This window comes from Ruegeria sp. BHSA191, from assembly GCF_059613325.1.
This window is the reverse complement of sequence record NZ_JBXWSH010000018.1, coordinates 56,233-79,914: the sequence shown is the minus strand read 5'-3', so window position 1 is coordinate 79,914 and position 23,682 is coordinate 56,233. Positions and strand designations below refer to the sequence as shown.

The 23,682-nt window shown below is 63.8% G+C and carries 21 protein-coding genes and 1 pseudogene; 13 read left to right on the top strand and 9 right to left on the bottom strand.

Annotated elements, in window-relative coordinates; translation table 11 throughout:
- The 3 genes from AC2FNS_RS15725 to AC2FNS_RS15715 form a co-directional block, all read right to left on the bottom strand.
- The coding region (locus AC2FNS_RS15725; protein ID WP_496803907.1) for a LacI family DNA-binding transcriptional regulator at positions 1–514 on the bottom strand (514 nt) is incomplete at its 3' end.
- 112 nt (positions 515–626) lie between these two features.
- Positions 627–800 carry a hypothetical protein gene (locus tag AC2FNS_RS15720; RefSeq protein WP_496711765.1) on the bottom strand — a complete coding sequence of 58 codons (174 nt, stop codon included), beginning with the start codon at positions 798–800 and terminating at the stop codon, positions 627–629.
- The gene (locus AC2FNS_RS15715; protein ID WP_496711764.1) at positions 766–1,290 is read right to left on the bottom strand and encodes an FAD:protein FMN transferase; all 525 of its coding nucleotides are present in this window, start codon (positions 1,288–1,290) and stop codon (positions 766–768) included. Before AC2FNS_RS15715 ends, AC2FNS_RS15720 begins: the two co-directional genes overlap by 35 nt.
- 6 nt (positions 1,291–1,296) lie before the next feature.
- Here AC2FNS_RS15715 and AC2FNS_RS15710 point away from each other — a divergent pair, with 6 nt between their 5' ends.
- The 4 genes from AC2FNS_RS15710 to AC2FNS_RS15695 all read left to right on the top strand — a co-directional run bounded on the left by AC2FNS_RS15710 (position 1,297) and on the right by AC2FNS_RS15695 (position 5,463).
- Entirely contained in the window at positions 1,297–1,491 is a 195-nt protein-coding gene (locus tag AC2FNS_RS15710; RefSeq protein ID WP_496711763.1) for a hypothetical protein, read from the top strand.
- A gap of 217 nt (positions 1,492–1,708) precedes the next feature.
- Positions 1,709–2,626 carry a dihydrodipicolinate synthase family protein gene (locus tag AC2FNS_RS15705; protein WP_496711762.1) on the top strand — a complete coding sequence of 306 codons (918 nt, stop codon included), beginning with the start codon at positions 1,709–1,711 and terminating at the stop codon, positions 2,624–2,626.
- Positions 2,627–2,629: 3 nt separating this feature from the next.
- On the top strand, positions 2,630–4,126 hold the full coding sequence (locus AC2FNS_RS15700; RefSeq protein ID WP_496711761.1) for an aldehyde dehydrogenase: 1,497 nt from the start codon (positions 2,630–2,632) through the stop codon (positions 4,124–4,126).
- A complete protein-coding gene (locus AC2FNS_RS15695) occupies positions 4,123–5,463 on the top strand; it encodes an NAD(P)/FAD-dependent oxidoreductase (RefSeq protein ID WP_496711760.1) in 1,341 nt (446 codons plus the stop codon). The genes AC2FNS_RS15700 and AC2FNS_RS15695 overlap by 4 nt, the downstream gene beginning before the upstream one ends.
- 42 nt (positions 5,464–5,505) lie before the next feature.
- Here the strand turns inward: AC2FNS_RS15695 and AC2FNS_RS15690 are convergent, their stop codons facing one another.
- Positions 5,506–7,056: a trimethylamine methyltransferase family protein gene (locus tag AC2FNS_RS15690; RefSeq protein WP_496711759.1), complete on the bottom strand. Its 1,551-nt coding sequence runs from the start codon at positions 7,054–7,056 to the stop codon at positions 5,506–5,508.
- Between the two features lie 161 nt (positions 7,057–7,217).
- Here AC2FNS_RS15690 and AC2FNS_RS15685 point away from each other — a divergent pair, with 161 nt between their 5' ends.
- Complete coding sequence (locus tag AC2FNS_RS15685) at positions 7,218–8,846, top strand: GMC family oxidoreductase (RefSeq protein ID WP_496711758.1); 1,629 nt, start codon at positions 7,218–7,220, stop codon at positions 8,844–8,846.
- 87 nt (positions 8,847–8,933) lie between these two features.
- Entirely contained in the window at positions 8,934–9,443 is a 510-nt protein-coding gene (locus AC2FNS_RS15680) for a cation efflux transmembrane domain-containing protein (RefSeq protein ID WP_496711757.1), read from the top strand.
- Between the two features lie 40 nt (positions 9,444–9,483).
- On the opposite strand, the gene AC2FNS_RS15675 is transcribed toward AC2FNS_RS15680, so the two are convergent.
- The 5 genes and pseudogenes from AC2FNS_RS15675 to AC2FNS_RS15655 form a co-directional block, all read right to left on the bottom strand.
- Positions 9,484–10,149: a D-lyxose/D-mannose family sugar isomerase gene (locus tag AC2FNS_RS15675; RefSeq protein WP_496682398.1), complete on the bottom strand. Its 666-nt coding sequence runs from the start codon at positions 10,147–10,149 to the stop codon at positions 9,484–9,486.
- Positions 10,150–10,167: 18 nt separating this feature from the next.
- Complete coding sequence (locus tag AC2FNS_RS15670) at positions 10,168–11,094, bottom strand: carbohydrate kinase family protein (protein WP_496682396.1); 927 nt, start codon at positions 11,092–11,094, stop codon at positions 10,168–10,170.
- A 39-nt stretch (positions 11,095–11,133) separates the two neighbouring features.
- On the bottom strand, positions 11,134–12,114 hold the full coding sequence (locus AC2FNS_RS15665) for a glucokinase (RefSeq protein WP_496682430.1): 981 nt from the start codon (positions 12,112–12,114) through the stop codon (positions 11,134–11,136).
- A gap of 48 nt (positions 12,115–12,162) precedes the next feature.
- A pseudogene (locus AC2FNS_RS15660) lies at positions 12,163–13,461 on the bottom strand (GH1 family beta-glucosidase); the annotation flags it as partial.
- 2 nt (positions 13,462–13,463) lie between these two features.
- Complete coding sequence (locus tag AC2FNS_RS15655; protein WP_496682393.1) at positions 13,464–14,495, bottom strand: LacI family DNA-binding transcriptional regulator; 1,032 nt, start codon at positions 14,493–14,495, stop codon at positions 13,464–13,466.
- A gap of 225 nt (positions 14,496–14,720) precedes the next feature.
- On the opposite strand from AC2FNS_RS15655, the gene AC2FNS_RS15650 reads away from it, so the two are divergent.
- The 7 genes from AC2FNS_RS15650 (at position 14,721) to AC2FNS_RS15620 (ending at position 23,674) form a co-directional block, all read left to right on the top strand.
- Entirely contained in the window at positions 14,721–15,989 is a 1,269-nt protein-coding gene (locus tag AC2FNS_RS15650) for an ABC transporter substrate-binding protein (protein ID WP_496685352.1), read from the top strand.
- A 65-nt stretch (positions 15,990–16,054) separates the two neighbouring features.
- Entirely contained in the window at positions 16,055–17,062 is a 1,008-nt protein-coding gene (locus AC2FNS_RS15645) for a carbohydrate ABC transporter permease (RefSeq protein WP_496682388.1), read from the top strand.
- Between the two features lie 10 nt (positions 17,063–17,072).
- Positions 17,073–18,221: a carbohydrate ABC transporter permease gene (locus tag AC2FNS_RS15640; protein WP_496711756.1), complete on the top strand. Its 1,149-nt coding sequence runs from the start codon at positions 17,073–17,075 to the stop codon at positions 18,219–18,221.
- 9 nt (positions 18,222–18,230) lie between these two features.
- On the top strand, positions 18,231–19,886 hold the full coding sequence (locus AC2FNS_RS15635) for an alpha-glucosidase (RefSeq protein ID WP_496711755.1): 1,656 nt from the start codon (positions 18,231–18,233) through the stop codon (positions 19,884–19,886).
- A 3-nt stretch (positions 19,887–19,889) separates the two neighbouring features.
- Positions 19,890–20,978 carry an ABC transporter ATP-binding protein gene (locus AC2FNS_RS15630; protein ID WP_496685345.1) on the top strand — a complete coding sequence of 363 codons (1,089 nt, stop codon included), beginning with the start codon at positions 19,890–19,892 and terminating at the stop codon, positions 20,976–20,978.
- Positions 20,979–21,318: 340 nt separating this feature from the next.
- Positions 21,319–22,443 (top strand): extracellular solute-binding protein, encoded by a 1,125-nt coding sequence (locus AC2FNS_RS15625; protein WP_496682379.1) that lies wholly within the window; start codon positions 21,319–21,321, stop codon positions 22,441–22,443.
- A 118-nt stretch (positions 22,444–22,561) separates the two neighbouring features.
- On the top strand, positions 22,562–23,674 hold the full coding sequence (locus AC2FNS_RS15620; RefSeq protein ID WP_496711754.1) for an ABC transporter ATP-binding protein: 1,113 nt from the start codon (positions 22,562–22,564) through the stop codon (positions 23,672–23,674).
- The last annotated feature ends 8 nt before the right edge of the window (positions 23,675–23,682 follow it).

Below are 23,682 nucleotides of genomic sequence, written 5' to 3'. Positions count from 1 at the left end.
GTTCGATGAAGCTCGCGTTGTCCGACCCGACAAAGGCGGCGCCCATGCCTTCCAGGTTGCTGTCGAACAGGATGGTGGGGATGTCCTTGCAGAATTTCTCGATGAACGACCGGTCGGAGTCGCGCCCCAGCGGCGCCAGCAGCACGCCCGCCGGCTTCAGCGCGCGCAGGCTGTCGAGAATCTCAGTCTCCTGCACTGGGTCGCCATAGGCGCTGTAGAGCGTCGGACGGAACCCGGCCTCGATGCATTTTTCCTCGATGTTGCGGGCGATCTCGGCAAAGAACGGGTCGGCCAGGTAGGGCACCACAATGCCGACATTCTTGGTCAGCTTGCGGTTCTGGTTCATGGCAAAGATGTTGGGGCGATAGTCGAAACGTTCCAGCGCCTGTTCGATCCGTTCCCGGGTCGACCGCCGGACGCTGTCGGGATCGTTGAAATATTTCGAAACCGTCGGGCGCGATATCCCGCTGACCGCCGCAAACTCCTCCATGTTCCGGATTTTTCTGGGTGCCATGCCTTGCCTCTGGCGCGGGGCTAGGCCCGCGCCACTGTGAACTTGTCGGTGTTTTACCTTTTCTTATCGCGCGACAAATTTCAACGGCAGAGTTCCGGGACGGCCATTTGGGTCAGATCAGCATCTCGAGTCGGGCGCCGGGGAAGCGTTGCAGAGCCGATGCGATCCGGTCCGCAGGCAGCAGGCACAGCGCGGTCGACAGCCCGTCGGCGCGGTTGTCGATGGCGGCGATTTCGCCCATGTCGCCCAGCTCATCGGTCAGCCCCTGCGCCCTGCGCGATGCCATTCAGCATCAGCGCCGCGCGGCCCGGATGGGGCAGGCGAATCGCCTGGGCCGAGACCGAAACCCCATGCCAGCCGACCAGCGCCCGCGGCCGTTCCACCTCGGCATCCGGTGCGCCGGCGGCCAGCGCCATCCACAGCGGTTGAACGGTCGGGTCGAATGCGCTGCCGGTCGCGTCATACAGGGCGGCGCTTTGGGTCAGCACCTGTAGCAGTTCCGGCGCCGGGGCGGGCAGGGTGCCGTCGCGGTTAAGGAGCAGGTGCGAGTCGGGACGGTACAGGCTGAAGATGTTCTCCAGCCGGTCCAGTTCGGCCTCGAGCGCGGCAATGATCGGCGCGGCTTGCGTGTCACTCAGTCCGACCAATTGCAGGCCGACGGGCGGCTCCAGAGCGGTGCCGCGCCAGCGGGCAAGCGGTGCGGCGCGCGCCACGGTCGGCAAGGCCGCACAGGCGGCCGAGATCGTCAGGAAACAGCGGCGGGACAGGCGGGTCATGCGCTGGTGTCCCAGCTGGAACAGCTCAAGGTCCAGACCGGGGCACAACGGGTGGCCGAGTTCCTTTTGAACCTGTGTGACTGCGACGAGGGCGCCTGCGTCGTGGAATCGCTCTATGACAAGATGCTGATCGCCGGTCGTCTGGGCATGAAGCCCGACAGCCTGGGCCGTGCGTTTTCACGGCTCAAGGCGGTGGGGTGAAGATCAACCGCAACCACGCGGAAATCTCGGATATTCCGCTGCTGCGCGACTATTCCGACAGCGATCCGGCCGAGAACTGGGCGCGCTAGGTCACTGCGTTGCGACCCGGCCCGAAGGCGCGCCGGTTCGGCGCGTCTTATTTTCTGCAAGATTTTATTGTACACAAATTGTATTCTATTGTAGCGTCCCGGAAAAGCGCCATGCACAAGGGACGACGATGACACCCGTGTTCAGATTTCAGGGGATCTATACCCCGGTGGTGACGCCCTATGCGGATGATTTCAGCGTCGATTGGGATGCGCTGGCCGAGGTGATCGAATACCTGGTCGAGAATGGCGTGCACGGGATGATCTCGGGCGGGTCCACGGGCGAAAACTATGCCCAGACCGTCGATGAAAGGCTGGAATTGGCGCGTTTTACTCACCAGCGATTGAAGGGTCGGCTGCCTTTGGTGGTCGGGACCGGCGCGATGATGACGCCGGATTCGATCGCGTTGGCCCAAGGCGCGCGTGAGATTGGGGCCGATGCCATCCTGCTGGCCAGCCCGCCCTATTCGGTGCCGACAGATCGGGAAAACGCTCTGAATGCGCTGGCCATTGACAAGGCGGCCGATCTGCCGGTGATGCTGTACAACTATCCGCATCGCACCGGCACGATGATGGGGGCCGAGTTCCTCGACCGTGTGGGGCGCAGCCGCAATTTTTGCGGCATCAAGGAAAGCTCGGGCGACATCAACCGCGTACACATGCTGGCGCGGGACTATCCGCATATCCAGCTGGGCTGCGGCATGGACGATCAGGCGCTGGAATTCTTTGCCTGGGGCGCGCCGTTCTGGGTCTGTGGTGGGTCGAATTTTCTGCCGCGCGAGCATGTGGCGCTGTATGAGGCCTGCGTGCTGCAGGGCGATTTCGCCAAGGGCCGCCGGATCATGTCGGCGCTGATGCCGTTGATGCGGGTGCTCGAACAGGGCGGCAAGTTCATCCAGACCATCAAGCATGGGGTCACGATGAACGGCATCCCGGCGGGCGCGGTACGGTCGCCTCTGAAGGGGCTGAACAAGGATGACAAGCGCGCGCTGGAACAGGTGACCCGCGTGCTGAAACGCAAGATCGCAGACATCATGGCGGAGGGCTGAGGCATGGGCTTGCTGACACGGGACGAATACGCATCGATCGCCGCCGGGCTGGACCTGCCCACCGGTGCCTTCATCGATGGCGGCTATCGCCCGGCGATCTCGGGCGCGGTGTTTCCGACGGTGAACCCGGCTACCGGCGCGGTGCTGACCGAGGTCGCGGCCTGCGGCGCCGCCGATGTGGACCTGGCCGTGGAAAAGGCGCGCGAGTCCTTCGATGACGGCCGCTGGTCGCGCCTGCATCCGTCGGCGCGCAAGGATGTGTTGATCCAACTGGCCAAGCTGATGACCCGTAATGCCCGCGAACTGGCGGTCATGGAAAGCATCGACAGCGGCAAGACCATCTTTGACTGCGAAACGGTGGATGTGCCCGAGGCGATCCACTGCCTGAAATGGCATGCCGAGGCGATTGACAAGATTTACGATCAAGTCGCGCCTGCCAGCGACGACCACATCGCGATGATCCTGCGCGAACCGATCGGGGTGGTGGGGCTGGTTCTGCCGTGGAACTTCCCCCTGCTGATGCTGGCGTGGAAGATCGGCCCGGCGCTGGCGGCCGGGTGCTCGGTGGTGGTGAAGCCGGCGATGGAAACCCCGCTGACTGCCCTGCGTCTGGCCGAACTGGCCGTCGAGGCCGGGCTGCCGCGCGGTGTTCTGAACGTGGTTCCTGGTGGCGGCGCCGAGGTGGGTGAACCCATCGGGCGGCACATGGATATCGACATGGTGTCCTTCACCGGCTCGACGGTAACGGGCAAGAAATTCCTGTCCTATGCGGCCGAAAGCAACGCCAAGGAGGTGGTGTTGGAAATGGGCGGCAAGAACCCGGCCATCGTCATGGAGGATGCCGAGAACCTCGATCGGGTTGCCGCCCATGTGGTGAACGGGGCGTTCTGGAACATGGGCGAGAATTGCTCGGCCACGTCGCGCCTGATCGTGCACCGCGCGGTCAAGGCCGACCTACTGGAGCGCATCGCCCACCACGCCCGCCAGTGGACTGTGGGCGATCCGCTGGACCCTGCAACCCGGCTGGGCGCGCTGGTCAGCAAAGACCATTTCAACAAGGTCTGCGGCTATCTGGACAAGGCGCCTTCAGTCCTTCTGGGCGGCAAGGCTGAAAATGGGTTCGTCGAGGCAACCGTGGTCGAGCTGCCGGACAATGACGCGCCGCTGGCGCGCGAGGAAATCTTTGGGCCCGTTCTGTCGGTGATCGCGGTCGCGGGGTTCGACGAGGCCATCGCGATGGCCAATGACACGCCATATGGGCTCTGCGCGTCGCTGTTCACCGCCAACGCCAAGCGCGCGCTGCGCGGCGCCCGCGCGATCCGGGCCGGGACCGTGACGGTGAACAGTTTTGGCGAGGGCGACATCTCGACCCCGTTCGGCGGCTACAAGCAGTCGGGTTTTGGCGGTCGGGACAACGGGCTGCACGCGCATGACCAGTACTCGCAGCTGAAGACGCTGTGGATCGACCTGTCGGATGATGCCGACGAGGCGGTGGATTGACGCGGTTCACCGCTTGCCGCCTGCCGGTGCAGCGCGGCCCGGCGGCGTGGAATGCCCTGCTGGGCCCGCAACCTCCCGCGCGGCAGCTTTCGGGCAATATCACCGCAGATTTCACCATCGTGGGCGCAGGCTTTGCCGGCCTGTCTGCGGCGCGGCGTCTGTGGCAGCTGGTGCCCGATGCGCGGATCGTGGTGCTTGAAGCCGGGCGCGTGGCGGAAGGCGCGGCGGGGCGCAACTCGGGCTTCATGATCGATCTGCCGCATGATCTGGCCTCGGACGACTATGCCGGGGCGGGCGATGACCGGGCGATGATCGGGTTGAACCGGCAGGCAATCGCTTTCGCTCACGCGGCGGTCGAGGAGTACGGCATCGACCCCAACTATTTCGATCCAGCGGGCAAAGTGAACGGCGCGGCCAGCCCGGCGGGACATGCGCACAACCAAAGCTATGCCCGCCATCTGGACAGCCTCGGCGAGCGGTCCGAGATGCTGGACCGGCATCAGATGCAGGCACTCACCGGGTCCGGGCACTATGTATCGGGGTTGTTTACGCCGGGCACGGTCATGCTGCAGCCGGCGGGCTATGTGCGCGGTTTGGCGGCGGGGCTGGCGGCCGATGGGGTGCAGATTTTTGAACACGGCGCGGTCACTGGGTTCCAGCGCGACGGGGCGGGCTGGCGCGTGCAGACCGCGCGCGGGCAGGTCTCGACCGGCCGGCTGATCCTGTCGGTGAACGGTCACCTGGAAAGTTTCGGTGTCGAACGTGGTCGTCTGATGCAGCTGTTTCTGTTCGCGGCGATGACGCGAGAACTGGACGCTGATGCACTGGCCCGGCTGGGTGGTCAGCCGCGCTGGGGCGTGACCCCGTCCGATCCGATGGGCACCACCATGCGCCGGATCGACACCGGGCAGGGTGGCAACCGGATCATTGCCCGCACCTGTGCGGTGCTGCGTCCGGGCATGGAGGCGCGGGCATCGGACCTGCGGCGCGCGGCTGCGGTGATGCGGCGCAAATTCGACCGGCGCTTCCCGCCGTTGCGCGGCATCGCGATGGAGTACGAATGGGCCGGTCATCTGTGCCTGAGCCTGAACGGAGTCTCGGTCACCCGCGAGATCGAGACCGGCGTTTATTCAGCCTGCGTCCAGAACGGGTTGGGCACCGCGCGCGGCACATTGACCGGGATCGCCGCGGCCGAAATGGCCTGCGCCGTGCGGTCCGGGATCAGCGAGCATTTCGGAGCCGAGGATCGGCCCAGACGCCTGCCGCCCCGGCCGTTGTCTGAGATCGGGGCCAACATGGTGCTGCGTTGGAAGGAATGGCGTGCGCGCGACGAATGAAAAAGGCCAGCCTGACAGGCAGGCGGGTACGTGGTGTGTTTCCTAATAGTACTGGTTCAATTCGTCGGCGGCGGGAATTTCCCGCTCGCGCCGGGCAATGTAATCGCTTAGCGCCTCGTCGATGGCCGGGTCCAGCCGGGGCTCTTGATACTCGGCCAGCAGCTGGCGGGCGTGGTTCAGGGCGCGCTCGGTGATCTCGACCTCGCCCTCGGCCACCCATTGCTCGATCGAGTTGTTGTCGAACAGTTCGGGCATGAAGAACGCCTCCTGGAAGTTCTCCTGCGTGTGCGGATGCCCCAGATAGTGCCCGCCCGGGCCGATATCCGACACCGCCGCGACGGCCTGGTCGAAATCGTCCCATTTCGGCCCCTCGGCCATCCGATGGGCCATGGCGCATTGTTCGGCATCCACCACGAACTTGGCCACGGAACAATGCATCCCGGCCTCGTTCCAGCCCGCCGAATGCCAGATGTAGTTTGCCCCGGCATGGATCACCGCCGACAGCGTGGTCGCGGATTCGTACCCCGCCTGCGCATCGAATGTCTTGGCCCCGCCCAGCGTGTTCGAGCTGCGCCACGGCACGCCGTAATGCCGCGCCATCTGGCCGATCATGAAGTTCATCAGGCTGATTTCGGGTGTGCCCGCCATCGGCGCGCCGGATTTCATGCTGACGGTCGACAGGTAATGGCCGTAGATCGCCGGACAGCCGCGCCGGATCACCTGCGTATAGGCCAGCGCGCTCAGCGCCTCGGCGTTCAACTGGGCGACGGTGGCGGGCACGCTGGCGGGCGTGTTTGCCCCGCCCAGCACGAAGGGCGAGCACAGCACCGGTTGATTGCGGCGGCAGAAGGCGCGCATCGCCCCCAGCATGGTCTCGTCCCAGACCAGCGGCGAGTTGCCGTTGCAATTGCCGGTGGTGACCGGGTGATCCTCCATGAACTCCTCGCCGAACAGGATGGCGCACATCTCCATCACGTCTTCGGCGTTCTTGGGCGAGGTGGTCATGCCCATGAAGGTCTTGTCGGAATATTTCATCGACGAATGGGTGATGCGAAGGTGCCGCTGGCTGATCGGGTGGTCATAGGGCTCGACGATGTGGTGGGCCGAGGAATGCAGCGCCGGAAGCATGTGGCTGAGCTTGTGGAACATCGCCAGATCGTCCAGCGTCGGGTTGCGCCGCACGTCATCCAGATCCCGCAGGAAGGGCGCCCCGGTCATCGGCACGAAGATCGCGTGCGGTCCGCCCAGCCGCACATTCTTGCGCGGGTCGCGGGCGTGATAGGTGAAATCCAAGGGGATCGTCGCGATCAATTCGCGGACCAGCCCGCGATCAAGATACACCCGCTCGCCGTCGACTTTGGCACCAGCCGCCTTCCAGTCGGCCAGCGCGATCGGGTCGCGGAACTGCACGCCCACGTTTTCGAGGATATCCATAGAGGCCGCGTCGATCCGCTGGACCTGTGATCCGTCCATCACTTCGCACAGCGGGATGTTGCGGGTCAGGCCCGGCAACATGTCAAAGCTGGGCGCGGTGCGCAGAGCGCGGCGGGCGGCGCGGCCTCCGGTGCGGACGCGAGTGGCAGTCTGGGTCATTCTGGGCCTCCTTTGATACCAGTCTGACCATCAACCGGGGGCGCGACCTGCCGGATTGCGAAATACTATTGCGGAATGCGACATCGAGCCCGTGCATTGCCCGCAACAGCTGCTAAGCTGCGCTCCGCAGGATCAGGAACAATGCACAGAGCAGACCGAGAATGAATTCCGACACATCTGAAACCGCCCGGCTTGAGGGTGAATATGACTATATCATCATAGGCGCGGGTACCGCGGGCTGCGTGCTGGCCAACCGGCTGACCGAGGACCCCAAAACACGGGTTCTGCTGCTCGAGGCGGGCAAGTCGGACAATTACCATTGGGTCCACATCCCGGTGGGGTATCTGTACTGCATCGGAAATCCGCGCACCGACTGGATGATGAAAACCGCGCCCGAGCCGGGTCTGAACGGACGGTCGCTGGTCTATCCGCGGGGCAAGGTGCTGGGCGGGTGCAGCTCGGTCAACGGGATGATCTACATGCGCGGGCAGGCGGCCGACTATGACCATTGGCGGCAACTGGGCAATGCGGGCTGGGGCTGGGACGACGTGCTGCCCTATTTCCTGAAATCAGAAGATCACCACGCCGGCGACAGCGAAATGCACCGGTCCGGCGGCGAGTGGAAGGTTCAGAAACAGCGGCTGAGCTGGGAGATTCTGAAAGCCGTGCAGGATGGCGCGCGCGAGATCGGCATCCAGCCGCGCGCCGATTTCAATGACGGCAACAACGAAGGCTCGGGGTTTTTCGAGGTCAACCAGAAGAACGGCGTGCGCTGGAACACGGCCAAGGGATTTCTGCGCCCCGCGATGAAACGGCCCAACCTGCGGCTCCTGATCGAGGCCGAGACGCTGGGCCTGATCCTCGAGGGCAAGACCGTGCGCGGCGTACGATTTGCCCGTGGCGGCACCGAATACCGGGCCTTGGCCGGGGCCGAGGTTCTGTTGGCGGCGGGGTCGATCAACTCGCCCAAGCTGCTGGAACTGTCGGGAATCGGCGACCCCCAGGTGCTGGCGGCGCACGGAATCGCGGTCCAGCATGAAAGCCCGGGCGTGGGGGCGAACCTGCAGGACCATCTGCAGATCCGTACCGTGTTCAAGGTGCAGAACGCCAAAACTCTGAACACCATGGCCAACAGCCTGTGGGGCAAGGCGCGCATCGCAGCGCAATACGCCCTGACCCGGTCGGGTCCGATGGCGATGGCGCCCAGCCAGTTCGGCATGTTCACCAAATCCGACCCGATGCTGGCCACGCCGGATCTGGAATATCACGTGCAGCCGCTGTCGACCGACCGGCTGGGCGATCCGCTGCATCCGTTTCCCGCGATCACCGTCTCGGTCTGCAATCTGCGGCCCGAAAGCCGGGGGCACTGCCACATCACCACGCCCGATCCGAAGGCCCAGCCCGAGATCAGGTTGAATTACCTCTCGGCCGAGCGTGACCGGCAGGTGGCCGTCAAATCCGTGCAGCAGGCACGGCAGGTGATGGCGGCGCGGGCGCTGGCACCCTATAACCCGCAAGAGGTTCTGCCCGGCCCCGAGATCAACGATCAACAGGGTCTGCTGGATGCGGTGGGCGACATCGCCACTACGATCTTTCACCCGGTCGGCACCTGCCGCATGGGCAGTGACGCCGCCGCGGTGGTCGATCCACAGTTGCGCGTTCGGGGGCTGGAGGGGCTGCGGGTGATCGATGCCTCGGTCATGCCGAAGATCGTCTCGGGCAATACCGCCTCGCCCGTGATCATGATCGCGGAAAAGGCTGCCGACATGATCCGCGGACGGGCATTATAAAGGAACATGGGGAATGCGCCCCGGCCCGCCGGACATAAATGAGCGCCTGCCTCATCAACCGGAAATGCTGAACCGACGCAGGGCACATTGATTTTTGAACACCGGTCGCTGAACGCGACAAAATGGGCCAGCCTGTTCATGGCGGGCGCAGGGGGTGCGGCCGGGTTGCTGGCAAACTCCGACGCGCTGTTGCTGGACGGGCTGTTCTCGGGGCTCAATTTCGCAACGGCTCTGGTGGCGGGATGGGTCGCCGCCCCGATCCGGCGCGCCCCGGAACAGAACCGCGCCTTCGGATACGAGATCGACGAGTCCGTCTACGTGATGTTCCGCAGCCTGTTGTTATTCGGGATCATCGTGATGGCGGCCGGTTCGGCGGTGAATCGTCTGCTGGCCTATGCCAAGACGGGCGAAGCCGCGCCGGTGGTTCTGGAATGGATCCTGATCTATGCCGGGGCGATGGCGGCGATCTGCCTGGCGTTGTTCGCCTATCAGCGCTGGAACTGGCGCCGCACCGGCAAGACCAGCGATCTGCTGCGGGTCGAGGCCCGGGCCGCGATGGTCGACGGAGTGCTGAGCCTTGGGGCCGGGTTGCGTTGACATTGGCCTCTGACCCGCACCTTGGCCCGGCCCCGCGCGCTCAGTAATCGGCGACCAGCAGGAATTCGGGCGCGGTGTCTTCCTCGATCGTGGCAAAGCGCGGGATGGGCTGTTCGAACACGTTGTCGGTGCGGTCGTCATTGACGGTCGAGACCTCGCCGATCAGACAATCGCCCTTTTCCGCCCAGAAGGCGTGCCAGATGCCGGGCATCAGCGTGACGCTTTCGCCCGGCTTCAGGCGCAGATGCTCGCCCGGCTGGATGGTCACCGGGCAGGCGTCGCTGGGTACGGTAACAGGGGTGTCGCGGTCGATGCTGCCATCGGGGGCCGAGGCGTAGATCTCCATCACCAGATCGCCGCCGCCGCGGTTGATGATGTCCTCGGCCTTGACGATGTGGCGATGCATCGGCGACAGCTGTTTGTCACGCGAAATCAAAAGCTTCTCGGCATAGAGCATGCCCCGTCCTGCGCTCAGGTCCTTTTCGTCGCCATTGCGCAGGGTGAACAGGAACAGGCCCAGCTCGTCGAACTTGCCCTGGCCGTAATCGGTGATGTCCCAGCCAAGGCCGCGGGCGCGGATGCCGGCGGCCTGCGGGCTGCGCATCTGCTCGGGCGTCCAGTCGGCAAAAGGCGGCAGGGCAAAGCCGAACGAATTGATGAAGTCCTGTGCCTCTGCCTTGATGCGGTTGATCTCGGATCGTTTCATATCGGTGCTTTCGATGACTTACAGCTCGTGCGCCCAAGGCGGGTTGGCCCCGGCGCGGGATACGGTGACGGCGGCGACCTTGCCGCCCAGTTCCAACGCGGCGCGCAGGTCGTCGGGCGAGATCGCGCGGAGCGCCTGTTTGGTCAGCAGCCCGGCGCGGTGCAGTTGCGCCAACACCCCGGCGTTGAACGTGTCGCCCGCGCCCACCGTATCGACGACCTGAACCGGCGTGACCGGCGCCGTAACCGTGCGGCCATCGGCCAGATACCCGGTCGCGCCCTGGCTGCCGCGCGTGACGATCACCACGGCGGGGCCGGCCTGCAGCAGCAGCGGCACCTTTTCTTCCAGCGTTTCGGGGCCTGGGACGATCCAGTCCAGATCTTCGTCCGAGACCTTGACGATATCGGCCTGCGCGATCATCCGGTTCAGCCGGGTGCGATAGCGGGTCTGGTCTTGGATGAAGCCGGGGCGGATGTTGGGGTCGATCATCACTGCGCGCTCGGCCCCGTGGCGGTCCAGCAGGGCGGCATAGGCATCGGCGCAGGGCTCGCAGGCCAGGCTGATGCCGCCGAAATACAGCGCCGAGGTCGCGGTCAACTGGTCCGGCATATCCTCGGGGCGCAGCATCCGCCCGGCCGAGTTTTCATCGACGAAGGAATAGGTGGCGTGCCCGTCCTGCAGTTGCACGAAGGCCAGCGTGGTCGGACGATCCGAAAGAACAACCTGCGAGCCATCCACATGACTGTCTTTCAGCGCCTGCGCCAATTGCTGGCCGAACATGTCGCTCGACAGCCCGGTCAGCATTCCGGCAGGCGCACCCAGCCGGCCCAGGGCGATGGCGGTGTTGAACACCGCGCCACCCGAATGCGGCACGAAACCTTGCGCGCCCGAAACCGTCGGCTCCGCGATCATGTCGATCAGGGCTTCGCCACAGCACAGGATCATGTCCCGGCTCCTTCCTTCTGCAAAGATCAGGCGGTGAATTTACCGCGCGAGCGCATTTTTGCAGAAGTTGTTAGCGCCAACAATGCCAAATTCGGCCTGTTTCGAGACATAAATGCCAAAGCCCTGCCGCAGCGCGTCGAACCGGCCTCCGGCGTTGAAGGTCGTCAGGAAGTCGTCACCGAACAGCCAGCGGTTCTTGTCGGCCACGCCGCCCACCAGGAAGACGCCGCCGGTGGGCATCACGGTCACGGCCATGTCGCCCATTACAGCGCCCAGATGGGTGGTGAACATCTGCGCGGCGCGCGCGGCCAGCGGGTCGGATCCGTCGCGCGCGGCCTGCAGGATGTCCTTGGCGGGCAGGACGGGCGTTTCGGGCTGGCCTGCGGCCATGCCCACAGCGCGATACAGGATCGGCAGGCCGGTGCCGCTGAGGAACATCTCTGCCTCGAGCGTCAGGCTGTCGCCAAAGAAACACTCGGGCGCGATCCGGCGGGCGGCTTCGAACACGTCCACTTCATCGCGGGTGCGGGGCGACAGCCCGACATGGCCACCCTCGCCCGAGACGGTGTGATAGTGGCCTTCGGAATACAAAAGTGCGCCGACGCCCAGCCCGGTGCCGGGGCCGACCACCAATCGGGTGCCCTTGGGCGGGGTCGGTTCGCCCTGCAGGGCCTGCACGTCATCGCCCGTGATCTCGGCCACCGACCACGCGGCGGCAGTAAAGTCGTTGATGACAAAGGTGTGGTCCGCGCCGGTGGCCGTGGCGATGTCGGCCTCGGACAGGTCCAGATTGGCATTGGTCAGACGGATCGTGCCATTGCGCACCGGGCCCGCGCCCGCGGCGACCACGGCGCGCGGCGGCGTTCCAATCTCGGCGCACAGGTCGTGCAGGGCGGCCAGAAACTCGGGCAGGGTGCCGGTGGGCGATTTGCGCAGATCGGTGAGCGTGCCATTGGTGACGACCCCCAGCCGCGTGTTGGTGCCGCCGATATCGGCCACGAGGTTCCAGTGGTCGTGCATTGCGCCCCTGGGCTGCGCCATCGGAACCGAGACCGGATCGCCCTGGGCCAAAGCGGCCTGCATCGCCCGGAACGACGCCTTGGGGCACCGTTCCAGCGTTTCGAAATCGACATCGACCAGGCCGAACCGCTTTTCGTATCCTAGCGCCCATTCGTAGTTGTCCAGCAGTGACCAGATGAAATAGCCCTTGACCGGAACGCCCTGATCCAGCGCGTCCTGCACCGCAGCCAGATGCTGATTCAGATAGTCGATGCGGTCGTCATCCTGCTGCCGCTCGGGGCTGGCCATGCCGTTTTCGGTGACATAGATCGGCAGATCGCCTGTGTAGTCCCGGGCCGTACGGGTCAGGAACCGGGTCAGCGCGCTTGGCTCAATCTCCCACCCCATCTGCGTCTTGGGCAGGGGGCCGGGCACTTCTTGCAGGCTGGGCCAGGGCGTGTCGGCGGGTGCGATCAGCTTGCGGGTATAGTAGTTCAACCCGCACCAGTCGACCGGCGTGCCGATCGTGTCGAAATCATCCTGCCACCCGTCGGGCAGGTGGGCCTGCAGCCCCTGCAGGACGTTCTCGGGGTAGGCCTTGTTGAACACGCCGCCCAGGAAGAACCGGTTGTAGATGCTGTCATACAGATCGGCGGCTTCTCGGGCCTCGGGGGTTTCATCGGCGGGTTCGGCCCATTCCAGGTTGAACACCGCGCCCAGGTTCGAAATGCCAAGGCCCCGCATGGCCTGAATCGCGCGGCCATGGGCCAGAAGGACGTGATGCATGGCGCGGGCCGTGGCGCGGATGTCGCGCAGGCCGGGGGCGTGGTGGCCTTCGAAATGGCTCAGCCAACTGACGCACCAGGGCTCGTTGATCGGCGCGACGCTGTACATGCGGTCGCCGATGCGGCCCATGATGATCTCGGTGAAATCGGCGAACCAGTTGGCGATGTCGCGGTTGCGCCAGCCGCCCAGGTCGGCCAGGGCTGAGGGCAGCTCCCAATGATACAGCGTGGCGCAGGGGCGGATGCCGCGTTCCAGCAGGGCGTCGGCCAGCCGGTCATAATAGTCCAGCCCGGCCTGGTTCACCGGCCCGCGCCCTTCGGGCAGCACGCGCGCCCAGCTGGTGGAAAAGCGATAGCAGTCGAACCCGGCCTCGCGGATCAGGTCGAAATCCTGTTCGAACCGGTGCAGGTGGTCGCAGGCCAGATCGCCGTTTTCGGCGCGCACCACGTTGCCGGGCGTGGCCGCGAAACTGTCCCAATGGGTCGGGCCGGCGCCGCCCTGTGCGTGGCCTTCGATCTGATAGGCCGAGGTTGCGACACCAAAGAGGAAGTCTTTGGGGAAATCAGCGCGGGTGTATTTCATGTTCAGAACCTGTTGGGGGCGGGACCAGTCGAGCCGCCGACTACCAGTTCGGCCTCGAGCAATCTAGTCTTGGTCGGGTCGTGGGGCGCGCGGATGCGCTCGATCAGCATCTCGGCGGCCAGTTCGCCGGCGTGGCGCACCGAAGACCGGGTGGCGGTAAAGATCGGAACGTCCTGCCCGTTCTTCAGATAGGACAGGTCGTCGTCATGGGCGATCACCGATACGTCGCGGCCCATCTTCAGCCCGGCCTCGTCCAGCGCGCGCCGCACCCCGATCGCCGAAATCATCGATGAGGTCAGGATCGCGGTCGGCGGATCGTCCAGCCGCAGCATGTCTCGGGTTTCGTGGTGGCCATAGACTTCGGTCATCTCGGCGCTGCGCATCAGGGCCGGGTCGGGCGACAGGCCGGCCTGTTTCAGCGCCTCGAGATACCCGTCGCGGCGCCTTTGGGCAAAATCCATGTCCTCCAGCCCGTTGATCAGCGCGATCCGCCGGTGACCCAGGTCGATCAGAAAGCGGGTCGCGCGCTGGAACGAACTTTTGTTGTTCACGTCGATCCAGTCATAGGGCAGGCTGACGCCGGTCGAGCGGCCATGCACGATGAACGGCACCTGCATCCGGGTCAGAACCTCGATCCGCGGTTCGTCCACTTTGGGGCCCTGCAGCACCACGCCATCGACCGCGCCGCGCTGGAAGAGGCTGCGATAGGCGTCCTCGATCGAGGTGTCGTCGGCATTTGTGAACATCATGTCATAGCCGTGCTCGGCATACTTCTTGACCGCGCCGGCGACGAAATCGCCGAAGATCGGGTTTACCATCTCGTGCCGGGCCGAGCTGGGGATCACGTGGCCGATCACCATCGACCGACCCGTCGCCAGCCCCTTGGCGCGCGCGTTCGGACGATAGCCGTGCCTTGCCGCCGCCGCCTGAACCCGCAGGCGTGTTGCCTCGCTCACCTCTGGGTAGCCGTTCAGCGCGCGGCTGACCGTCGTCTGTGACAGGCCCAGGATCTGAGAGAGCTGTTTGAGGTTCATAGCGGCTGTCAAAGCGCCTTAAATCTGCGGTTCAGTCCCTGTTGTGTGGCCAATTTTTGCTTGCGTCAAGCTGTTTCATTTTTTCTGCGACTGCATCAATAAAACATGGGGCTTACAAAAAACAGACGATTGACAGCCGCATTCCGTTAGCGGATAACAGCGGGCATCCAAAGCGCTTTGAAAACCGAGTCTCATATGCGCCAGATACAGTTGGGAGGAAAATCAATGCAACACTCGCTTTTGGCAGGTGCGGCCACGTTTGCCCTGATGGCGGGCGCGGCCCAGGCCGAAAAGGTCACCGTGTTCGGCCCTTGGCTTGGCCCGGACCAGGAAAATGTCGAAAAGGTTCTGGACGGATTTGCCGCTGCCACCGGGCATGAATATGCCTATGTCGGCTCGGACAGCTTCGAACAGCAGATCCGCATCGACGCCGAGGCCGGTTCGGCACCGAACATCGCCGTGTTCCCCCAGCCGGGACTGGCGGCCGACATGGCCAAGGCCGGGTTCCTGACGCCGCTGGCGGACGGAACGGCGGATTGGGTGCGCGACAACTATGCCGCGGGCCAGTCCTGGGTCGATCTGGGCACCTATGCCGGCCCGGACGGTCAGGAGCATCTCTACGGCTTCTTCTACAAGGTCGATGTGAAATCGCTGGTCTGGTACGTGCCCGAGAATTTCGAGGACGCGGGTTATGAGGTCCCGACCACGATGGAAGAGCTCAAGGCCCTGACCGACCAGATCGTCGCCGATGGCGGCACGCCTTGGTGCATCGGTCTGGGGTCGGGCGGCGCGACCGGATGGCCGGCGACCGACTGGGTTGAGGACATGATGCTGCGCACCCTGTCCCCGGCGGACTACGACGCCTGGGTCACCAACGACCTGAAGTTCAACGACCCCAAGGTCGTGGCCGCAATCGAGGAATTCGGTGCATTCGCTCGCAATGACGACTATGTGGCCGGTGGGGCCGGGGCGGTTGCAACAACCGATTTCCGCGACAGCCCCAAGGGTCTGTTCAGCTCACCGCCGCAGTGCTACATGCACCGTCAGGCCTCGTTCATCCCGGCTTTCTTCCCCGAAGGCACGGTCGTGGGTGAAGATGCCGATTTCTTTTACTTCCCGGCCTATGAAAGCAAGGATCTGGGCAGCCCGGTTCTGGGCGCGGGTACGTTGTGGGCGATCACCAACGACAGCCCCGCCGCGCATGACCTGATCGCGTATCTGCAGACCCCCGAGGCGCATGAGACCTGGATGGCGCTCAGCGGCTTTTTGACCCCACACAAGGGTGTCGATACCTCGGCCTTCTCGGACCCGACGCTGAAGAAGATGAACGACATTCTTCTGGGCGCGACCACCTTCCGCTTTGACGGGTCCGACCTGATGCCGGGCGCGGTGGGCGCTGGTACGTTCTGGACCGGCATGGTCGATTATGTCGGTGGCAAATCCGCGCAAGAGGTCGCCGGCGAGATCCAGGCGTCCTGGGACGCGATCCAGTAAACCCGTGAACCAGGGGCAACCCGTGCATGCGGGTTGCCCGACCCATCGTCGCCACGGAGGGTGACATGCATCCCGCAATCCAAGGTCTGTTGACGATCGCCATCGGCGTATCCGCCTGCGTCGGCTATTTCTACCTGTCCAACCAGTTTCTGGACAAGGTTCTGTTCCCGCCGCGCGGCCCGAATGCCGGGCGCAACATCAACAGGGCCAACATGATCCGGCCCTGGCTGTTTCTGCTCCCCGCCCTGGCCGCACTGGGGCTGTACCTCGCCTATCCGGTGGTGGAAACGCTGCGCCTGTCCCTGACCGACCGCGTGCCCGGCGGCGGGTACGAGTGGGTTGGTCTGGACAACTATGCCCAGATGGTCGCCGAGCCGAAATTCTGGGAAGCGATGCGCAACAACATGCTGTGGCTGATCGTGGTGCCGGCGCTGTCGACGGCATTCGGCCTGTTGGTGGCCCAGCTGACCGACCGCATCCGCTGGGGCAATATTGCCAAGTCGTTGATCTTCATGCCGATGGCGATCTCGTTCGTGGGCGCTTCGGTGATCTGGAAGCTGGTTTATGACACCCGCCCGATCGAGCAGGACCAGATCGGCATGCTAAATGCCCTGTACATCTTCTTTGGCGGAACCGAGCCGCAGACCTGGCTGACCATTCCGTTCTGGAACAATTTCTTCCTGATGATCGTTCTGATCTGGATCCAAACGGGCTTTGCCATGGTGATCCTGTCGGCGGCCCTTCGTGGAATTCCCGAAGAAACGGTCGAGGCCGCCATTCTGGATGGCGCCAGCCCGCTCCAGATCTTCTTCAAGATCAAGGTGCCGCAAATCAAGACGACGATCCTAGTGGTGTGGACAACGATCACCATCGTCGTGCTGAAGGTCTTCGACATCGTGTTCGCCATGACCAACGGCCAGTGGGAGACACAGGTGCTGGCCAACTACATGTTCGACAAGCTGTTCCGCGCCAACGACTGGGGCGTGGGCTCGGCCTCGGCCATGGTGATCATGCTGCTGGTGACGCCGATCCTCGTCTGGAACGTCCGCAACGCGCGCAAGGAAATGGAATAGGGGGTCCGCCATGAGTGAGATCGCAGGAACCCGCCCGGCGCTCAGATGGGCCGTACATGCCTCGGTTCTGTTTCTGGTGGTGCTATGGGTGGTGCCCACGCTGGGCCTGTTCATCTCGTCGTTTCGCACGGCGGACCAGATCGCAACCAGCGGCTGGTGGCGGGCGATTTTCCCGTCCGAGCAGAACCTGACGCTGCGCAGCGCCGCGCCCGATACCCAGGTGCAGGAAAATGGCCTGTATGTGATCGAGGGCAATCTGTTCGACGCCGGCACCAACGCGCGCATCTCGAAATGGGGCATCAGCTCGCGCGAGATCGATGCATTTGAGCCGGGCCAGACGGCCGAACTGCGCAAGGGCGGAACGATCACCGTTCAGGTCAATGGCGATTACCGGATGGAGAACACCGAGGAATTCGCCGGCAGCAGGGGCGCGCGCGTCTTCGTGACCGCCGAACTGCCGCCCGAGTTCACTTTGGACAATTACCACAAGGTCCTGCTGGCCGAGGACAGCACCGACAGCATGGCCAAGGCGTTCTTCAACACGTTGACGGTCACGATTCCGGCCACGATCATCCCGATCCTGGTGGCGGCTTTTGCGGCCTATGCGCTGGCCTGGATGGATTTTCCGGGCCGTGCGCTGTTGATCGCCGCGGTGGTCGGTCTGCTGGTTGTGCCTTTGCAGTTGGCGCTGATCCCGCTGCTGAAATTCCACCTGAACATCGGCATCGGCAAAGGGTATTTGGGCGTCTGGCTGGCCCATACTGGCTTTGGCATGCCGCTGGCGATCTATCTATTGCGCAATTACATGGCCGGTCTGCCCCGCGACCTGATCGAGAATGCGCGGGTCGACGGCGCCACCGAGTTTCAAATCTTCACCAAGTTGATCCTCCCGCTGAGCTTTCCGGCGCTGGCCTCGTTCGCGATCTTCCAGTTCCTGTGGACATGGAACGACCTGTTGGTGGCCAAGGTGTTCCTGATCGACGCATCCGGAGAAACCACCGTGATGACCAACAGTATCGTCGAGCTTCTGGGCACCCGTGGCGGCAATTGGGAAATCCTGGCGACGGCCGCATTCGTGTCGATCGCGGTGCCGCTGCTCGTCTTCTTTGCAATGCAGAAATACCTGGTCCGCGGATTGCTGGCCGGTTCAGTCAAATAAGGGCGTGTGATGAACGTGCAGAACAACGTGGACCTCAAGCACTCAACCAAGACGGCGTCCGACTGGTGGCGCGGCGGGGTGATCTATCAGATCTATCCGCGCAGCTTTCAGGACAGCAACGGCGACGGCATCGGAGACCTGCGGGGCATCACCCAGCGGCTGGACTACATCGCCGGTCTGGGGGTCGATGCGATCTGGATCTCGCCCTTCTTCAAGTCGCCGATGAGGGATTTCGGGTACGATGTCAGCGACTATCGCGCCATCGATCCGATGTTCGGCACGATGGAGGATTTCCAGACGTTGCTGGACCGCGCCCATGGTCTGGGTCTGCGAGTGATGATCGACCTGGTGCTGTCGCATACCTCGGACCAGCATCCGTGGTTCGTCGAAAGCCGCAGCAACCGCGAGAACCCCAAAGCCGATTGGTATGTCTGGGCCGACCCCAAGCCCGACGGGACCCCGCCCAACAACTGGCTGTCGATCTTCGGCGGCTCGGCCTGGCAGTGGGATACGCGCCGGCAGCAGTATTATCTGCACAATTTCCTGACCTCGCAGCCGGACTTGAACTTCCACAACCCCGATGTGCAGGACGCGCTGCTGGACGTGGCGCGGTTCTGGTTGGACATGGGCGTTGACGGGTTCCGGTTGGACACGATCAACTTCTACTTCCACGACGCGCAACTGCGCGACAACCCGGCGCTGCCTCTGGATCAGCGCAACGCCACCATCGCGCCGATGGTCAACCCCTACAACCATCAGGACCACCTGTATTCCAAGAGCCAACCGGAAAACATCGCCTTTCTGGAACGGCTGCGCGCCCTGACCGATCAATATGACGGCCGCGCCTGTCTGGGTGAGGTGGGCGACGCACAGCGCGGGCTTGAGATCATGGGCGAATACACCCGTGGCGACAAGCGCATGCACATGTGCTATGCCTTTGAATTTCTAGAGAAACGCCGCCTGACGGCAGAATACACCAAGCATGTGTTCGACCAGCTTCTGTCCAAGGCCGGCGACGCCTGGCCGTGCTGGGCGTTCTCCAACCACGACGTGCAGCGTCACGCCTCGCGCTGGGATCTGGACGAGGCCGGCATCCGGCAGCACGCGGTTCTGATGATGTGCCTGCGCGGCTCGGCCTGCCTGTATCAGGGCGAAGAGCTGGGCCTGCCCGAGGCAGACGTGGCCTTTGAGCACCTGCAGGACCCCTATGGCATCGAATTCTGGCCTGAATACAAGGGCCGCGACGGCTGCCGCACGCCCATGGTCTGGGCCGCGCAGGCCGAACAGTCGGGCTTTACCACAGGTGCGCCCTGGCTGCCCGTCAGTACCGCGCAGGCTGAACGCGCGGTGGACCGGATGGAAGCCGACACGCAGTCGGTGCTGAACCACTATCGCCGCGCCATCGCTCTGCGCCATGAGTATCCGGCGCTGATGTCGGGCACCCAGTCGCACATGCGCGAAACCGGCCCGATCCTGAGCTTCCTGCGTGAGGATGATACCCAGCAGGTGTTCTGTGCCTTTAACCTGGGCGATGACACCGCGGAAATCGACCTGCCCGAGGGCAACTGGCGCTGCATCGGTCAGGATCTTGGCGCAGTCGACGCGCAGGCAAGCGCCACGCTGGCGCCGTCGCAATTCTGCCTGATGGTCCGAGAGAAAGGGTAACCCATGTCCGAACTCAAGCTGACCGATGTCGCCAAGACCTATGGCAATGTCGATGTCCTGAAGGATATCAACCTTGAGATCGAGCGCGGCGAGTTGATCGTGTTCGTCGGCCCCTCGGGCTGCGGCAAGTCCACCCTGCTGCGGATGATCGCGGGGCTGGAACGCATTTCGGGCGGGACGCTGGAGATCGAGGGGCAGGTGATGAACGACGTGCCCCCGGCACAGCGCGGCATCGCCATGGTGTTCCAAAGCTACGCGCTGTATCCGCACATGACCGTGCGCGAGAATATGGCCTTTGCCCTGAAAATCGCCAAGATGCCCGCCGATCAGATCGACGCGGCGGTGAACCGCGCGGCGCAGATCCTGCAGCTGGAACCGTTTCTGGACCGGCTGCCCAAGGCTCTGTCGGGCGGTCAGCGTCAGCGGGTCGCCATCGGACGCGCCATCGTGCGCGACCCCAAGGTCTATCTGTTCGACGAGCCGCTGTCGAACCTGGATGCTGCGCTGCGGGTGGCCACGCGGATCGAGATCGCGCGACTGAAAGAGGCGATGCCCGACAGCACGATGATCTATGTCACCCACGACCAGGTCGAGGCAATGACCCTGGCCAGCCGGATCGTGGTTCTGGCCAACAAGGGCATCGCACAGGTTGGCACGCCGCTGGAACTGTACGAGACGCCCGACAACGAATTCGTGGCCCAGTTCATCGGCTCGCCCGCCATGAACCTGCTGCCCGGAACGATCACCGGCACCGGTGCCACCACGACCGTCGCGCTGGATTCCGGCGGCACGGCGGTTTCGGCCATCCCAACCCAAGACGCGGACGTCGGCAAGAAGGTCAATGTGGGCGTCCGGCCCGAGGACCTGGTGGTGGCCGATGGCGCGCCCCTGCTGACCGGTGTCGTGGATTTCACCGAAGCCTTGGGCGAGGTGACGCTGCTCTATTTCGCCAAGGCCCCGGGGGCCGAGTCGGTGATCGGCAAATTGCCGGGCATTCATCGCGGTTTGCGTGGGCAGACGGTCTCGGTCACGGCGGCGCCCGAAAAAGTGCACCTGTTCTATGACGGGCTGTCGATGCGCCCGCGCGCCTGACGCTTCTGATTCTGCACAAAAAGGCTGCATCCGGCCCCATGGCGGGGCAGGTGCGGCCTTTTTCTTGTAAACTATTCACGCGGGTCGAGACACAGGGGTTCGCTGATCCGGGTTGGGCAGGCGCAGCCGATGTCTGCGGGGAAGTATGATCTGAAGCCTGATTTGCGGGCGAATGAAGAGAAATTTCCGACTGCGGTGAGCCGCCGTCGCCTGTCGCGGTCGTCAATCTGGACCTATGAATTTCGCAATCTGTCGCTTTTTGGACTGACGCAGCGGCCGCAAAACTCTAACGTGACGCACATACAACAACAAAACTCAGTCCAAACACGGGAGAAAACCAATGGCGAAATCGTCGAATGTGAACCGTCGTACGGTGTTGAAAGGGGCCGGTGCGGCCGCTCTGGCAGCGCCGCTCTACAGCAAAAGCGCGCTGGCATCCTCGGGCGAGGTCAACATCCTGATGTGGTCGGATTACCTGCCGCCCAGCTTCCTTGAGGCATTTGAGGCCAAGACCGGCATCAAGGTGAATTATACCGGCATCGGCTCGAACGAGGAAATCATCAACAAGATGAAGGCGACCAAAGGCCAGGGCTTCGACATCGTGTCGCCCACCAACAACCGGTCGCTGCAGTGGGAGCCGCTGGAACTTCTACAACCGTTTGACATGAGCCGCGTGCCGATTGACAAGGTGAACCCGGCTATGGCCAAGATCGGCACCGATGCCTGGAACTTCGGCGGCAAAGGCGTGCACTGGCTGCCGCATATCTGGGGCACCGAGGGCATCGCCTATCGCACCGACCTGTGGCTGCCGGATGGCGACGCGCCGTCCTATGGCGATGTCTGGTCCGAGGAGAACGCCGGCAAGACCATGGGCCGCGCGCATTCGATGATGCTGGGCGCGGGCCTGTACATGGAGCGTGTGGGCGAGATGGAGCCCGGCTCGGTCTGGTCGGCCTACAATGACGAAGAAACGATGCGCAAGGTCTGGGGCCAGATCACCGATTGGTGCATCGCCCGCAAGGACCGCATCAAGCTGCTGTGGAACGATGCCGACACCCAAAAGAATGGCCTGCTGAACGAAGGTGTGGTCGTCGGCCAGACCTGGGACGGTCCGCCGCTGGCGCTAAAATCTGCCGGCGAGCCGGTGCACTATCAGGCGCCGGTCGAAGGCGCGATGGCCTGGGTCGATGGCATGTCGGTGCCCGTGGGCGCGCAGAACATCGACCAGATCTATGCGTTCATCGAATTCGCCTATCAACCCGAGCCCGCGGGCGTGGCGATCGACAGCCACGGCTACAACTCGCCGGTACTGGGCGCCGACCAATATTCCGGCGATACCTACAAGAAGAACTTTGCCGAGGCCTATCCGGGCGACTCGCTTGCCAACCTGAACCCCTGGCCGGCCGAGGCCCCCTGGTACGCCGAAACCCGGACCGAGTTCGTCAACAAGTTCAAGAGCGCCTGATCGCAACTCGATCGCGCCCCCCGCAACGCAGCGGGGGGCCACAGGACTCCGCACGCGCTCCGCGTGACGGACAAAGATGCGGTGCGGCCAAAGGCTGTGTCACAGGGAGAAACTAAATATGAGTGCAGGGATCGGAGTTGATCTGGAAAACCTGTGGATTCGCTTCGGCGATTTTGTCGCCGTACGCGATGCGAACGTTCACATAAACGGCGGCGACTTCTTTTCGTTCCTTGGGCCTTCGGGCTGCGGCAAGACCACGATCCTGCGGGCGGTCTCTGGGTTCCTCGAGCCCAGCGAAGGCAATGTCCTGATCGGCGGCAAGAACATGAAGGGCATCGGGCCGAACAAGCGTCCGACCGCGCTGATCTTTCAGAACCTCGCGCTGTTTCCGCTCATGAAGGTGTGGGAGAACATCACCTTTTCGATGGAGATAAAAGGTGCCAGCGCCGCCGAACGGCGCAAACGCGCGGACGAACTGCTGGACATGATTGCGCTGCCGGGTCAGGGCGACAAGCTGCCCAGCGAATTGTCGGGAGGCCAGCGCCAGCGGGTGGCCATCGCGCGCGCCTTGTGCGCCGAGCCGGACGTGCTGCTGTTGGACGAACCTCTGTCGGCGCTGGACCTCAAGCTGCGCCAGCACATGCGCACCGAGCTGCGCGAAATTCAGCAGCGGGTGGGCATCACCTTCATCTACATCACCCATGACCAGGGCGAGGCTCTGACCATGTCGGACAACATCGCCGTGATGCGCGCCGGGGTGATCGACCAGATCGCCGATGGCAAGACCATCTACAACGATCCAGCCACGGCGTTTGCCGCCTCTTTCGTGGGCGAAAACAACGTGTTCCGCGGCAAGGTCAAGCGGGTGATGGGGGATGAGGCGCTGATCGCAACCAACCGTTCGGGTGAGCTGGTGGCGCGTATTTCCACGGCCAACCGGGGCAAGTTGGCCGAGGGCGACGACGCCATGATGTTCATCCGGCCCGAGGCGTTCTCGATCGCGCCCGAGGGCGCCAGCGGCGATCACTTCGTGACCGCGCGCGTGACCCATGAGGAATTCGAGGGCAACGTCTTCAACATCTTCACCGAAGGCGATGGCGGGAAAGAGATCAAGGTCTCGATCCCGAACCACGGCCAGTCGTTCAAGGATCACACGGGACAGAACATCACGCTGGAATACGACACCCGCAACGCGGTCGTGGTTCCGGCCGGTGAACTGGCCGCGGAATAGGGAGGCCC